The following is a 13,329-nucleotide window of genomic DNA, read 5'->3' as shown; positions in this document are numbered from 1 at the left end:
CGTCGAGTTCCGCGAGGTCAGGCGGCTCCGAGGTGCTGCTGACGCGCGGCGACGGCTTCCCGGATGGCCGTGAACAGCGGATGCTCGGGGTCCAGGCCCGTGGTGCGGGCGGTGAAGGCGGCGGGCTCCTCCGTGCGCAGCAGCTGCTGGAGCTCCACCGACTGCTCGTCGGCCGGATCGTCGAACTCCAGTGCGGCGCTCACGGCCGCCACGAGAGCCTCGGCCGGCAAGCCACGCTCCGCGGCCATCGCAGCGGGCCCGACGAAACGCTCGTGCCGTGAGATCTTGCGCAACGGCTGCCGTCCCACCCGCTGCACCGTGTCGACGAGCGCGGGATTGCGGAACCGCTCGAGGATCGTGGCGCGGTACGCCGCGAGGTCGGCGGGGTCGAGCCCGTGCTCGGCGACCAGTACAGCCGAGGTCTCCTCCAGCGCGGCCGAGACGCTCGCCGCGATGGCCGGGTCGGCCAAGGCATCCGAGATCCGTTCGATCCCTGCGCGGGCGCCGAAGTAGGCCGTCGCGGCGTGCCCCGTGTTCACCGTGAAGAGCTTGCGCTCGATGTACGGCGCCAGGTCGTCGACGAAGTGCGCGCCGGGGATGGCCGGCAGTGCCCCGCCGAACGGACCCGATTCGATCGCCCATTCGAAGTAGGGCTCGACCGTGACGTCGACCCCGCCGTCTGCAGGCTGTGCCGGCACGATGCGATCGACAGCCGTGTTCGCGAAGACCGCGCGGGGGAGCAGCACCTCGGCATCCGCTCCCGCCGCCGTCGCGATCTCCTGGCGGAGCAGGTCGGTGGCTCCGATCGCGTTCTCGCAAGCCATCACCTGGAGCGGTGCGGCATTGGGGGAGCGGAGCGCGAGTCCGGCCACGATCGACGGTGCCACGAACCGCAGCACGGTGGGCCCGACCGCGGTCGTGACCACATCGGCCGACGCGACCTCCTCGGCCACGGCGGCGGGATCCGTGCGGCTGTTGACGGCCCGGAAGCCGGTGACGACGTGATCGGTCCCTCCGGGGCCGGCTTCGTGCACGGTGTACGCGTCGACCGCATTGATCGTGTCGACCAGGGCGTCGGCGACGTCGGAGAACACGACCTCGTACCCGCCCTGGCGAAGCAGCAGACCGACGAACCCGCGCCCGATGTTGCCCGCCCCGAAGTGGACCGCCTTCATCCCTCGTTCACCTCCGACAGGAGGGCGTAGAGCTCCTCCGGGGTCTGCGCCGCCGAGAGCCGCGCGACGTCGTCCTCCTCGGAGAACAGGATCGCGATCCGGGAAAGGATCTCGAGGTGCTCGTCACCGATCCCGGCGATGCCGATCACGAAGGTCGCGGGATCGCCTGCCCAGTCCACACCGCCGTCGTAGCGGACGACGGACAGTGCCGAGGCGAGGATGGTGTCCTTCGCGTCGTTGGTACCGTGCGGGATCGCGAGACCGTTGCCCATGAAGGTCGACACGGTCTCCTCGCGCTGCCGCATCGCGTCGACGTACGCGGGGGTCACGGCTCCGGCGGCGACGAGGATGTCCGTGGCCTCCTGGAGCGCCTCGTCCCGCGTCGCACCGCCGGGGTGGATGCGGACCTGGACCGGGGTGAGAACGCTCATTCTGTGTCCTTTCGCTGTGCCCGCACCATCTCGACGACCTCTTCGTAGCGGGGCGAGTTCATGAAGTTGTCGACCGACACGTGCACCGAGTTCGGCGACTTCGCCGCGGCGCGCTCGGTGAGCTGCTGCTGCGTGATGACCACGTCGGCGGTGCCGTCGAGGTTCGCGATCGCCTGGTTGGTGACGTTCACGTCCTCGATGCCGGCCTTCTTGAGCTTGTTGCGCAGGACGCTGGCGCCCATCGCGGACGAGCCCATACCGGCGTCGCACGCGAACACGATCCGCTCGATCGGCGCGGTGGCGACGGCGGTGGTGCTCGGTGCGGACGTCTCCGCCACCGACGAGCCCGTGGACGTGCGCAGCGCATCCATCGCGGCGGACGACTTGCCCTTGTTCGCCTCGGTCTGCGCGATCGCGGCACCGAAGGTGTCGCCCTCGGCCTCGAGGTCGCGCTTGCGGGAGGCCCGCAGGATCACGCCGGTGATGAGGAACGTCACGGTGGCGGCGATGAGGACCGACAGGTAGACGACCAGGAGGTTGGGGACGCCCGCACCGACGGCCGCGACGGTCACGGCGATGATGCTGCCGGGAGCGGCCGGGAATACGAGCCCACCGTTCAGAAGCATGTTCGTGGTCACGCCGGCGGCACCACCCGCGATGAGCGCGAGGATCGTGGTCGGCTTGCTCAGCGCGTACGGGAAGTAGATCTCGTGGATGCCGCCGAAGAACTGGATGATCGCCGCGCCGGGGGCCGACGCCTTCGCGACACCGACTCCGAAGAAGCTGAACGCCAGCAGCAGACCGATACCGGGGCCGGGGTTCGCCTCGATGAGGAACAGGATCGACTTGCCGGCCTCCGAGGCCTGCTCGAATCCGAGCGGGGTGAACACGCCGTGGTTGATGGCGTTGTTGAGGAACAGCACCTTCGCCGGCTCGACGATGATCGACACGAGCGGCAGCAGCTGCGCCGCCACGAGCCAGTCGACGGCGGTGCCCAGCGCGGCGCTGATGCCGAGCATGGCCGGGCCGAAGGCGAAGAACCCGAAGATGGCGAGGAGCATGCCCAGGATGCCCGCGGAGAAGTTGTTCACCAGCATCTCGAACCCGGGGCGGATCTTGCCGTCCCAGAGCCGGTCGACCTGCTTCATGATCCAGGCCGCGAGCGGTCCCATGATCATCGCGCCCAGGAACATCGGGATGTTCGTGCCGACGATCACGCCGACGGTGGCGATGGAGGCGACCACGCCGCCGCGGTCGCCGTAGACCATACGGCCCGCGGTGTTGGCGATCAGCAGCGGCAGCAGATATGTGACCATCGGACCGACCAGGCCGACGTAGGCGAGGATGTTGCCGTCGGCGGTCTCGGCGACCGATGTCATCGCGCCCTGCCACCCGATGATGACGGAGTCACCGCCGCCGCCGAGGATCTCGGACACCCCTTCCCAGTGCCAGCCGAAGGGGCTCTCGGCACCGAAGAAGCCTCGGGGAATGAAGAGCATCGTGATGAAGCCCCAGGCGATGAAGGCGGCGATGTTCGGCATGATCATGCCGGAGAGGAACGTGCCGAATCGCTGTACTCCTACGCGGAGGCCGCCGGGTTTGGTCGCGGCAGGTGACGTCGTCGTCATGATGTCGTCTCTTTCTTGTGAAGGGGGAGTGCCGCGGCGAGCGTCGCCACGGCGGTTCGGGCGGAGGGGGCATCGTCGGCGGCCAGTGCGGCCTCCGCGAGGCTCCGCGCCTCGGACGGGGTGCGTTCGGAGAGCGCGTGTCGCACATCGGCCAGCGCCGAGGGAGCCATCGAGAGACTCGTGGCACCGAGCCCGACGAGCACGACGGCGAGGAGTGGATCTGCTGCGGCCTCGCCGCAGATTCCGACCGGTTTGCCCAGGCGGGCACCGGCGTCACCGACCTCGCGCACCAGACGAAGCACGGCCGGATGCCAGGGGTCCTGGAATCCGGCGACCGAGCCGAGCATGCGGTCGGCCGCCATGGTGTACTGCGTGAGGTCGTTCGTGCCGATCGAGGCGAAGTCGGCGTGCGCGAGCACGCGGTCGGCCAGCAGGGCGCTCGCCGGGATCTCGACCATGACCCCTGCGGTCTGCAGTCCGTACTCGCGGGCGAGCCCCGTGAAGTAGATCGTCTCCTCGACGGTGGCCACCATCGGAGCCATCACCCACAGGTCGGCGTCGGTCTCGGCGTCGGCTTCGGCCAGGGCGGTCAACTGCTCGCGCAGGATGTCCTCGCTCGCGCGCAGCGCCCGGAGGCCGCGCAGTCCCAGCGCCGGATTCTCCTCGTGCGCGTCGTTGAGGAACGCCAGCGGCTTGTCGGCGCCCGCATCGAGCATCCGGACCACGACCTTCTTACCGGGAAAGGCGGCCAGCAGCTCGCGGTACGACTCCCGTTGCTGAGCGATGGTCGGCGCCTGTGCCGAGGAGAGGAACAGGAACTCCGTGCGGAACAGCCCGACGCCCTCGGCCCCCCGAACGACCGCATCGGCCGCATCTGCGGGCTTCCCCAGGTTCGCGAGCAGCGCGACAGGTGTGCCGTCGGCGAGGGCGCCGGGAGTGGGAGGAGCGGTGTCGGCCGACTGGCGGGCAGCGGCGCGCTGAGCTGCGCGGTCCTTCTCGTCCTCCGTCGGCTCGCGGGTGACCACGCCGCTGGCGGCATCGACGATCACCGTCTCGCCCGTGACGAGCTGCGTGCCGACTCCGACGCCGACGATCGCGACGATGCCCTTCTCCCTCGCGAGGATCGCGGTGTGGGAGGTCGGCCCGCCGTCGGTCGTGATCAGGGCGAGCACCTGATCCAGGTCGAGGAGTGCGGTGTCGGCCGGAGCGAGGTCACGGGCGACCAGGACGAACGGGTGCCCCGGGTTCGGAACACCGGGCGCATCGACGCCGCGGAGATGCGCCAGGACGCGCTGGGCGATGTCGTCGAGGTCGGCGGCGCGCTCGCCGAGGTAGCCGCCGACGGCCTCGAGCGTGGCGCGGAAACCTGCGAACGCGTCGTGCACGGCCCATTCCGCCGTCGCCCCGGCATCGATCCGGGTGTCCACCTCGTCCTGCAGCGTCGGATCCTCGGCGATCATCGCCTGCGCTTCCAGTACCTCTTGAGCGGCGCCTCCTGCCGCCTCACCGCGTTCGTTCAGTTCGCGGGCGACCGTCGCCACCGCCTCGTGAACCCGCGCACGCTCGGCTTCGGCGCCCGCCGTGCTCGGCGTGTTCTCCGGAGCCGGCATCGCCTCGGCCATGCGGACGACCGGTCCCTGGGCCACGCCCAGACCGATGCCTACCCCGCGCAGCTCGCTCATCCGGCGGCGTCCTGGTCATGGTCCGTGGTGAGGAGCTCGGTGAGCGTGTCCAGCACGCCTTCGGCTCCCTCGCCCTCGGCCGTCAGCGTCACGTAGTCGCCGTACTCGATCGCGAGCGCGATCACGCCGAGGATGCTGGCGGCGTTGACCGGTTTGCCCGAGTCCTTCGCGATCGTCACGGCGAGGCCCGAGTCCTTGGCCGCCTGTGCGAAGAGCTTCGCGGGGCGGGCGTGCAGTCCGTGGGAGGAGCCGATCCGGACGGTGCGGGTGGCGGTCATGATGTTCCTTTCGGGGTGTCCCCGGCGGCGGCGAGGATCGATCGGGCGAAGTCGAGGGTGCGGGAGCCGTCACGGTCGGTGAAGACGTCGTCCGGCAGCACGGCGACGGGCGCTTCCACGCTGCGGCGCATCGTCTCGAGCCGGTCGCCGAGATGCGGACCCACGAGGACGAGGTCGTGGTCGGAGCCGGCGACGGAACTCTCGGTGCCCGCCACGGCATCCCAGCCGAGACCGGCCGCTGCTGCCGCTGTGCGGAGCCGCAGCGCGACGAACGTGCTCGACGCACCGGCGCCGCACACCACGAGGATCCTCATCGATTCCCACCTTCCTGAGAACAGTCTGGGAACCGGGAGGGGTGCCGCACCAACAGGTTCCTTTCCGCCCCTGCGGAACCCCGGTTTCCGCCCGGGGATGCCGGCATGCTGACATCATGGAGACCACGTCGAGACAGTGCGGTCACCAAGCGGGAAGGGGAGGATCATGTCGCGCCAGCGTCAGGACCAGCTCCTCACCGCCCTGCTGCGCCAGGAAGGGTGGGCGACGGCTGCCAGCCTCGCCGATCTACTCGGGGTCACGCCCCGCAGCATCCGGTCGTACGTGGCAGCGCTGAACGCGCGGACCCCGGGGGCCGGCGTGATCGAGTCCGGCCCGGCCGGGTACCGCGCAGGATCCGGTGCCCGCGGTGCGCTCCGGATGCGTCAGACCGGCGAGTCCGCTCCCCGCGATCGGCTGCACACTCTGGTGCGGCTGCTGCTCGACGAGCCCGCCGGGATAGACGTGTTCGACACGGCCGACGAGCTGCACGTGAGTGAGGCGACTCTCGAGGCGGACCTGGTGCGGGTGCGCAGCCTGCTCGACGGCACCGAACTCGCGCTCGAACGCGACCGGGAGAGGGTGCGACTGCGGGGGAACGAAGCCGCGCAGCGGCGCCTGCTCAGCAGGCTCGCGCATGACGAGATGGATGACGCCTCCTTCCACCCCGAGACCTTCCGGCGCGCCCTGTCGCGGTCGGCGGTGGCCGCCAGCGCGGTCGGCCCGTTCAAGACATCGCTGGTGCGGGAGCTCGGCGAGCTCGGCTACTACGTGAACGAGCTCGCGATCGCCGACGTGCTGCTGCACATCGCGATCGCCGCCGAGCGGGTGGCCGCGGGGCACGCCCTCGAATCGTCGCCGGCGGGTGCCCGGGAGGAGATCCCGCGGGTGGGCGCCGTCATCGCCCGGCTCGCCGCCGAGCACTTCGACGTGACCCTCGGCGACGGCGACAGCGGTCACCTCGCCTCGCTGGTCCTGACCCGCATCGTCGCGCCGGGAGAGGATGCGACCCGGGAGGTCGCGCGCAGCGGTGTGGATCCGGCCGTCGAAGCCGCGGTCCGGGCGGAGATCGCGCGCGCCGCCGAAGACTTCCAGGTCGATCTCGTGGACGAGACCTTCGTCCTCCGACTCGCGCTGCACGTGCAGAACCTGCTGCGGCGGGCCGAGGAGAGCGCGCTGACGCGCAACCCGCTCACGCGCTCGCTCAAGACGACGTATCCGATGATCTTCGAGGTGGCGGTGTCGATCGCGAGCGGACTCCACGATCGCGTCGGCACGCCCATCCACGATGACGAGATCGCGTACATCGCCATGCACGTCGGCGGGCGACTCGAGCGCAGTCGCAAGGCGGAGTCGATCCTGACCGCCACGATCGTCTGCCCCGGGTACCAGGAGTTGCACGAGCTGCTGCGCTCCAGCGTCGACCGCTCACTCGGCTCTGCGATCGAGGTCACGACCGTCGTCACGAACGTGGATCCGGACTGGGCATCCTTCGACACCGACCTCGTCCTGAGCACGATCGAACCGGGGGATGTGGGTGACCGTTTCGTCCGCATCCAGCCGTTCCTGACGGATACCGACGTCGACCGCATCCAGCAGGCCGCCGCCCGCGTCCGACGCGGGCGACGCCTCACCCGCCTACGCGGCGAACTCGCGCGCTACTTCTTGGCCGACGCCTACGTCTTTCCCCTGCAGGATGAGGGGGAGGAGACGATCATCCGACGCCTCGGCGGGCTCCTCGTGCAGGCGGGGCTGATCGGCGAGGACTACATCGAGAACACGATCGTGCGTGAGCGGATGTCGTCGACCGCCTTCACCGATGCGCTCGCGGTGCCGCACGCGCTGCAGATGACGGCGACCCGCACGGCCATCGCGATCGGCGTGGCGGACGGCTCGGCCGCGTGGGGCGACGGACGTGTGCAGGTCGTCGCGCTCGCCGCGTTCAGCGAGAGCGACCGGGCGGCGTTCCAGACCGTATTCGAGCAGCTGGTCGAGGTGTTCAGCGAGCGCGAGAGCGTCCAGCGCATCGTGCGCAGGGGCACCACGTTCGAGGCCTTCCTCGACGAGCTCGTCGCGGTGATCGACGGCTGATCCGCGAGGCTCACTCCCGCGGTGCGAGCACCTCGGCGAGCTGATCCAGGATGTCGTCCGCGGTGCCGGAGGCCGCCGTCTCGAGCACGACCGCGTCTCCGGACGAGATCCCCAGGTCCATGACCGCCAGCACGCTGCTCAGGTCGACGGTCGTGCCGTCGGCGGTGCGCAGGGTCACCGGGGCGTCGTGCGAGTGCGCGAGTCGCACGAGCTCGGCCACCGGGCGGGCGTGCGCGCCGTTGTGCGCGCTGACGATCAGGCGTCGGGTGGGCATGCTCAGGAGCGCTCGTCGAGCAGGGCGCGCACTCCCGCCTCGAGCTCTGCCACGGCACCGCGCGCCGCTTCGGCGGAGTCCGCTCGGGCGTCGATGTAGACCTTGAGCTTCGGTTCGGTGCCGCTCGGTCGGACGATGACGCGCGAGCCGTCGCCGAGGCGATACCGCAACACGTCACCGGAGGGCTGTCCCGGTGCCGCCTGCAGCAGGTCTTCGGCCGAGGTGATGGTGCGTCCGGCGATGTGGGTCGGCGGCAGCGAGCGCAGCGAGAGCATCACGTTGCCGATGACGGCGAGATCCTCGACCCGCACCGAGACCTGGCCGCTGGCGAAGTGCCCGTATGTCTCGCCCAGCTCATCGAGCAGATCGATGAGCGTGGCCCCGCGGTCTCGCGCCTCGGCGGCGAGGCCGAGCACGGCGATCGCCGCAGAGACCCCGTCCTTGTCGCGCACCGTCTCGGGGTTCACGAGGTAGCCGAGCGCCTCCTCGAACCCGAAGACGATGCCGGGGGCGCGGGAGATCCACTTGAATCCGGTCAGGGTCTCGTGGAAGTCGAGACCGTGATGCGCAGCGACGGCACCGAGGCCGGGCGACGATACCAGCGAGCAGGCGAGCGAGGCTCCGGGTGTTCCGGCCGCGGCGCGGGCGGCCCTCGCGCCGAGCAGGAGTCCCACCTCGTTGCCCGTCAGGCGACGCCAGCCGTCCGCGGCGGAGTCGTCGGGAACAGCGACCGCCAGGCGGTCGGCGTCGGGGTCGTTGGCGAGGATGAAGTCCGCTTTCACACGGCGGGCCCGCGCGAAGGCGAGGTCCATCGCTCCCGGCTCCTCGGGATTCGGGAACGAGACGGTGCGGAAGGTCGCATCGGGCGTCAGCTGCTCGTCGACGACGAACGGCTGGGGGTAGCCGGCGTCCCGCACGATGCGCGACAGCGTCTCCCAGCCCACCCCGTGCATGGCGGTGTAGACCCACCGCATGCCGGAGGAGCCGGCGGGTGCGGGAGCCACGGCCGCGGTGGCCGCGATGTACGCCTCGACGACATCCTCGCCGGCGGTCTCGTAGGCCGTGGAGCGGGGCAGCGCCGCCACGGAGCCGGTATCGGCCGTGTGCTGGATGTGCGCGGCGATCTCGGCATCCGCGGGAGCGACGATCTGCGAGCCCTGGTCGGCGCCGCCGAGATACACCTTGTAGCCGTTGTCGTTCGGCGGGTTGTGGCTCGCGGTCACCATCACGCCGGCGTCCGCGCCGAAGTGACGGACGGCGAAGGCCAGCACGGGCGTCGGCAGCAGGCGGGGCAGCAGGATGGCGCGCAGGCCGGCGCCGACGAACAGCTCGGCCGAATCCGCGGCGAACACGCGGGAGTTCCGGCGTCCGTCGTAGCCGATCACGACGGTCGGAGTGTGCCCTTCCGCCGCCTTCTCGCGCAGGTAGGCGGCGAATCCGGCGGCCGCCTGCGCCACGAGCACGCGGTTCATCCGGTTGCTTCCGGCACCGAGCTCGCCGCGGAGGCCGGCGGTGCCGAACTCGAGGCGCGCGCGGAACCGGTCGTCGAGTTCCGCGACGGCGGCGTCATCCCCGCCGGAGGCCCGCGTGATGAGGCCGGCCAGCTCGTCGCGGGTCTCGTGATCGGGGTCCTGTCGCAGCCAGGCGCGCGCCTGCGCGATCCGCTCCTCGCTCACAGCGCCTCGACCACCCTGGCCAGGAGCGCGGAGATCACCGGCTCGGCCTCACGCCCGGCCTCGATCACCTCGGCGTGGCTGAGCGGGGTCTGCTGGATCCCGGCGGCGAGGTTCGTGATGAGGGAGAAGCCGAGGATCTCCATGCCGGCCTCGCGGGCGGCGATGGCCTCGAGAGCGGTCGACATGCCGACGATGTGTCCGCCGATGTGCTTCGCCATCTGTACCTCGGCCGGGGTCTCGTAGTGGGGGCCGCGGAACTGGGTGTACACGCCCTCGTCGAGCATCGGATCGATGCTGCGCGCGACGTCGCGCAGGCGCTTCGAGTACAGGTCCGTCAGGTCGATGAAGGTCGCGCCCTCGAGCGGGGAGTCGGCGGTGAGGTTGATGTGGTCGCTGATGAGCACCGGCTGGCCGGGCGTCCAGGTCTCGCGGATGCCTCCGGCGCCGTTCGTGAGCACCATGATCTTGGCCCCCGTGGCGGCGGCGGTGCGGACGCTGTGCACGACGCGGCGCACGCCGTGGTCCTCGTAGTAGTGCGTGCGCGCGCCGATCACGAGGACGTTCTTGCCGCCGGGCGTGCGGATGCTGCGGAGCGTGCCGACGTGGCCCTCCAGCGCGGGCTTGGAGAACCCGGTGACCTCGGTGGCGGGGATCGTGGCGATGGTCTCGCCGATGATGTCGGCGGCCTTGCCCCAGCCGCTGCCGAGGGTGAGAGCGATGTCGTGATTCTCGACTCCGGTCAGACGCGCGATGTCGGCGGCGGCCTGTGCGGCGACCTCGAACGGGTTCGCGGTCGGGTCATCGAGAGGGTTGCTGTGCGTTTCGGGCATGGATCCACTCTAGGAAGGTGCAGGCTCCGGGGCCAGGATTGCGGAAGAATGGGTTGCATGTCTTCCACCACTTTCGAGCGCACTCAGCGCGTCGCCGTCCTCGGCGGCGGTCCCGGCGGTTACGAGGCGGCCCTCGCGGCCGCTCAGCTCGGAGCGGAGGTCACCCTGGTCGAGCGGGTGGGAGTCGGTGGATCGGCCGTCCTCACCGACGTCGTGCCCTCCAAGAGCTTGATCGCGACGGCCGATGCCGCGGTGGCCATCTCCGAGGCGAGCGACCTCGGCGTGAACTTCTACGCCAAGGGGGAGAACGGCAAGCCGCTCAAGCCCGAGATCGCGATCAACCTCGCCGCCGTCAACAAGCGTCTCATCGCGCTCGCCGGGCAGCAATCCGAGGACATGCGAGCCACCCTGCTCGAAGCCGGCGTCCGGATTCTCTCCGGGCACGGACGCCTCGAAGGCCCCACCGCGATCGTGGTGTCGACGGGCGAGAAAGGCACGGACTTCGACCGCGTCGAGGCCGACACCATCGTCGTGGCCGTGGGGGCGTCGCCCCGTGAGCTCGATTCCGCGAAGCCCGACGGCAAGCGCATCCTCACGTGGACGCAGCTGTACGACATGAAGGCGCTGCCGGAGCACCTCATCGTCGTGGGCTCGGGCGTGACCGGCGCGGAGTTCGCCTCCGCCTACATGAACCTCGGTGCCAAGGTCACGCTCATCTCCAGCCGCGAGCAGGTGCTCCCCGGCGAGGACAAGGATGCGGCGAGCGTCCTGGAGAAGGTGTTCAAGCGCGGCGGCATGCAGGTGCTCTCGAAGTCCCGTGCCGACAAGGTCGAGGCCACGAAAGAGGGCGTGACCGTCACGCTGTCCGACGGCCGCACGGTCGAGGGGAGCCACTGCCTGATGGCCGTCGGCTCGATCCCGAACACCGCGGGGATCGGCCTGGAGGAGGCGGGCGTCGAGCTCGACGACTCGGGTCACGTGCGGGTGAACAAGGTCGCGCGCACCTCGGTGCCCAACGTCTACGCGGTCGGCGACTGCACGAACTTCTTCCCGCTCGCCTCGGTCGCGTCCATGCAGGGGCGCACGGCGGTCTTCCACGCGCTCGGCGACATCGTGATCCCGCTGGAGCTCATCAAGATCACCTCGAACATCTTCACCGCTCCGGAGATCGCGACGGTCGGATACGGGGTCAAGGACGTCGAGGACGGCGTCGCGGACGGCATGGTCTACAAGCTCCCGCTCGCGGCCAACCCGCGCGCCAAGATGATGGGCATCAAGGACGGCTTCGTCAAGCTCATCGCCCGCAAGGGATCCGGCACCGTCATCGGCGGCGTGATCGTCGCCCCCAAGGCCTCCGAGCTGATCTATCCGATCGCCGTGGCCGTCGAGCGTCGCCTCACGGTGGACCAGGTCTCGCGGGTGTTCGCGGCATACCCGTCGCTCTCGAGCAGCATCACCGACGCCAGCCGGGCGATGCACCTCGTGAACATCTCCTGAGACGCAGGACGAGAAAGGCGCCCCACCTCGGTGGGGCGCCTTTCACATTTCCGGGACGCGGTCCCTGAGCTTCGTGTGCGAAGGATCAGCTGATCGTGAGCAGCTGGTGTCCGGCGGAGACCGTCAACCCGGCATCCGCGTTGATGTTGCCGATGACGCCGTCCTTGTGGGCCTGCAGCGGCTGCTCCATCTTCATCGCCTCGAGCACGACGACGAGGTCGCCCTTGACGACCTGCTGGCCGTCTTCGACGGCGACCTTGACGACCGTGGCCTGCATGGGCGACTTCACGGCATCGCCGGATGCGCCCGCGTTCGCCGTGGTGGCGTGGCTGCGACGCGACGGGGGTACGACGGCGGGGCGACCCGCAGTGCCCGGAGCGACGGCCACGCGGTCGGGCAGGCTCACCTCGAGGCGCTTGCCGGAGACCTCGACGACGACCGTGTGGCGCGACTCGCCGGCGGCCGGTGACTCGAGCTCACCGTCCCACGCGGGGATGTCGTTGACGAACTCGGTCTCGATCCAGCGGGTGAAGATGCTGAACTCGCCGTTCTCGGCCGTGAACGCCGGGTCGCGCACGACCTTGCGGTGGAACGGGATGACGGTGGGGAGACCGGCGACCTCGAATTCGTCGAGTGCGCGGCGCGAGCGCTCCAGTGCCTCGGCCCTGTCCTTGCCGGTGACGATGATCTTCGCGAGCAGCGAGTCGAACGCGCCCGAGACCGAGTCGCCCGCGGTGACGCCGGAGTCGAGGCGGATGCCGGGACCCCCGAAGGTCTTGAAGACGTGGATCGGGCCGGGCTGGGGGAGGAATCCGCGACCGGGGTCCTCGCCGTTGATGCGGAACTCGATCGAGTGGCCCTGCGGCTTCGGGTCGTCGTAGTCGATGGTGCCACCGGCCGCGATGCGGAACTGCTCGCGCACCAGGTCGATGCCGGTGACCTCCTCGGAGACCGGGTGCTCGACCTGCAGACGCGTGTTCACCTCGAGGAACGAGACCGTGCCGTCGGCGCCGATCAGGAACTCGCAGGTGCCTGCACCGACGTAGCCGACCTCCTTGAGGATGGCCTTCGACGCCGAATAGAGCAGGCCGTTCTGCTCCGCGGTCAGGAACGGCGCAGGGGCCTCTTCGACGAGCTTCTGGTGGCGGCGCTGCAGCGAGCAGTCGCGCGTCGAGATGACGACGACGTTGCCCTCGGCGTCTGCCAGGCACTGGGTCTCGACGTGGCGCGGCTTGTCGAGGTACTTCTCGACGAAGCACTCGCCGCGACCGAAGGCGGCGACGGCTTCGCGGGTGGCCGATTCGAACAGCTCGGCGACCTCGTCGAGTTCGCGGGCGACCTTGAGGCCGCGTCCGCCGCCGCCGTAGGCCGCCTTGATGGCGATCGGGAGGCCGAACTCCTTCGCGAAGGCGATGACCTCATCGGCTCCGGCCACGGGGCCGGGGGTTCCGGGGG

General features: G+C 70.2%; 12 protein-coding genes. 2 read left to right on the top strand and 10 right to left on the bottom strand.

The genetic code is table 11. The features are described from left to right. Positions 1-17: 17 nt before the first annotated feature. Genes BQ2383_RS05445 through BQ2383_RS05420 form a run of 6 tightly spaced genes read right to left on the bottom strand, consistent with a single transcriptional unit; the run spans position 18 to position 5,508 of the window. Positions 18-1,175, bottom strand: a complete 1,158-nt coding sequence (locus tag BQ2383_RS05445; protein WP_091030772.1) for a mannitol-1-phosphate 5-dehydrogenase — start codon at positions 1,173-1,175, stop codon at positions 18-20. Continuing rightward, positions 1,172-1,606 carry a PTS sugar transporter subunit IIA gene (locus BQ2383_RS05440; RefSeq protein ID WP_091030769.1) on the bottom strand — a complete coding sequence of 145 codons (435 nt, stop codon included), beginning with the start codon at positions 1,604-1,606 and terminating at the stop codon, positions 1,172-1,174. Before BQ2383_RS05440 ends, BQ2383_RS05445 begins: the two co-directional genes overlap by 4 nt. Continuing rightward, entirely contained in the window at positions 1,603-3,234 is a 1,632-nt protein-coding gene (locus BQ2383_RS05435; RefSeq protein WP_091030765.1) for a PTS mannitol transporter subunit IICB, read from the bottom strand. The genes BQ2383_RS05440 and BQ2383_RS05435 overlap by 4 nt, the downstream gene beginning before the upstream one ends. Continuing rightward, entirely contained in the window at positions 3,231-4,916 is a 1,686-nt protein-coding gene (ptsP, locus tag BQ2383_RS05430; RefSeq protein ID WP_091030761.1) for a phosphoenolpyruvate--protein phosphotransferase, read from the bottom strand. The genes BQ2383_RS05435 and ptsP overlap by 4 nt, the downstream gene beginning before the upstream one ends. Next, positions 4,913-5,194, bottom strand: coding sequence for an HPr family phosphocarrier protein (locus BQ2383_RS05425; RefSeq protein WP_091030758.1), 282 nt, complete (start codon positions 5,192-5,194; stop codon positions 4,913-4,915). The genes ptsP and BQ2383_RS05425 overlap by 4 nt, the downstream gene beginning before the upstream one ends. After that, a complete protein-coding gene (locus tag BQ2383_RS05420) occupies positions 5,191-5,508 on the bottom strand; it encodes a PTS sugar transporter subunit IIB (RefSeq protein WP_091030755.1) in 318 nt (105 codons plus the stop codon). The genes BQ2383_RS05425 and BQ2383_RS05420 overlap by 4 nt, the downstream gene beginning before the upstream one ends. Before the next feature lie 166 nt (positions 5,509-5,674). Here BQ2383_RS05420 and BQ2383_RS05415 point away from each other — a divergent pair, with 166 nt between their 5' ends. Then, positions 5,675-7,597 (top strand): BglG family transcription antiterminator, encoded by a 1,923-nt coding sequence (locus BQ2383_RS05415; protein WP_091030752.1) that lies wholly within the window; start codon positions 5,675-5,677, stop codon positions 7,595-7,597. Positions 7,598-7,607: 10 nt separating this feature from the next. Here the strand turns inward: BQ2383_RS05415 and BQ2383_RS05410 are convergent, their stop codons facing one another. From BQ2383_RS05410 to BQ2383_RS05400, 3 genes are read right to left on the bottom strand one after another with little or no spacing between them, the layout of a single operon-like run. Further along, on the bottom strand, positions 7,608-7,871 hold the full coding sequence (locus BQ2383_RS05410) for an HPr family phosphocarrier protein (RefSeq protein ID WP_091030749.1): 264 nt from the start codon (positions 7,869-7,871) through the stop codon (positions 7,608-7,610). Between the two features lie 2 nt (positions 7,872-7,873). Beyond that, the gene (locus BQ2383_RS05405; RefSeq protein ID WP_091030746.1) at positions 7,874-9,547 is read right to left on the bottom strand and encodes a phospho-sugar mutase; all 1,674 of its coding nucleotides are present in this window, start codon (positions 9,545-9,547) and stop codon (positions 7,874-7,876) included. Next, entirely contained in the window at positions 9,544-10,377 is an 834-nt protein-coding gene (locus BQ2383_RS05400; RefSeq protein ID WP_091030742.1) for a purine-nucleoside phosphorylase, read from the bottom strand. The genes BQ2383_RS05405 and BQ2383_RS05400 overlap by 4 nt, the downstream gene beginning before the upstream one ends. A gap of 48 nt (positions 10,378-10,425) precedes the next feature. Between BQ2383_RS05400 and BQ2383_RS05395 the strand changes: the two genes are divergently transcribed. Further along, positions 10,426-11,874 carry an NAD(P)H-quinone dehydrogenase gene (locus tag BQ2383_RS05395; protein WP_029262532.1) on the top strand — a complete coding sequence of 483 codons (1,449 nt, stop codon included), beginning with the start codon at positions 10,426-10,428 and terminating at the stop codon, positions 11,872-11,874. An 85-nt stretch (positions 11,875-11,959) separates the two neighbouring features. On the opposite strand, the gene BQ2383_RS05390 is transcribed toward BQ2383_RS05395, so the two are convergent. Beyond that, on the bottom strand, positions 11,960-13,329 hold a 1,370-nt coding region (locus tag BQ2383_RS05390), incomplete at its 5' end, for a biotin/lipoyl-containing protein (protein ID WP_091031271.1).

The sequence above is a fragment of the Microbacterium oxydans genome (genome assembly GCF_900095745.1).
GTDB classification, from domain to species: Bacteria; Actinomycetota; Actinomycetes; order Actinomycetales; family Microbacteriaceae; genus Microbacterium; species Microbacterium oxydans_B.
Note: the sequence above shows the minus strand (reverse complement) of the source record. Positions and strands in the feature narration are given on the sequence as shown.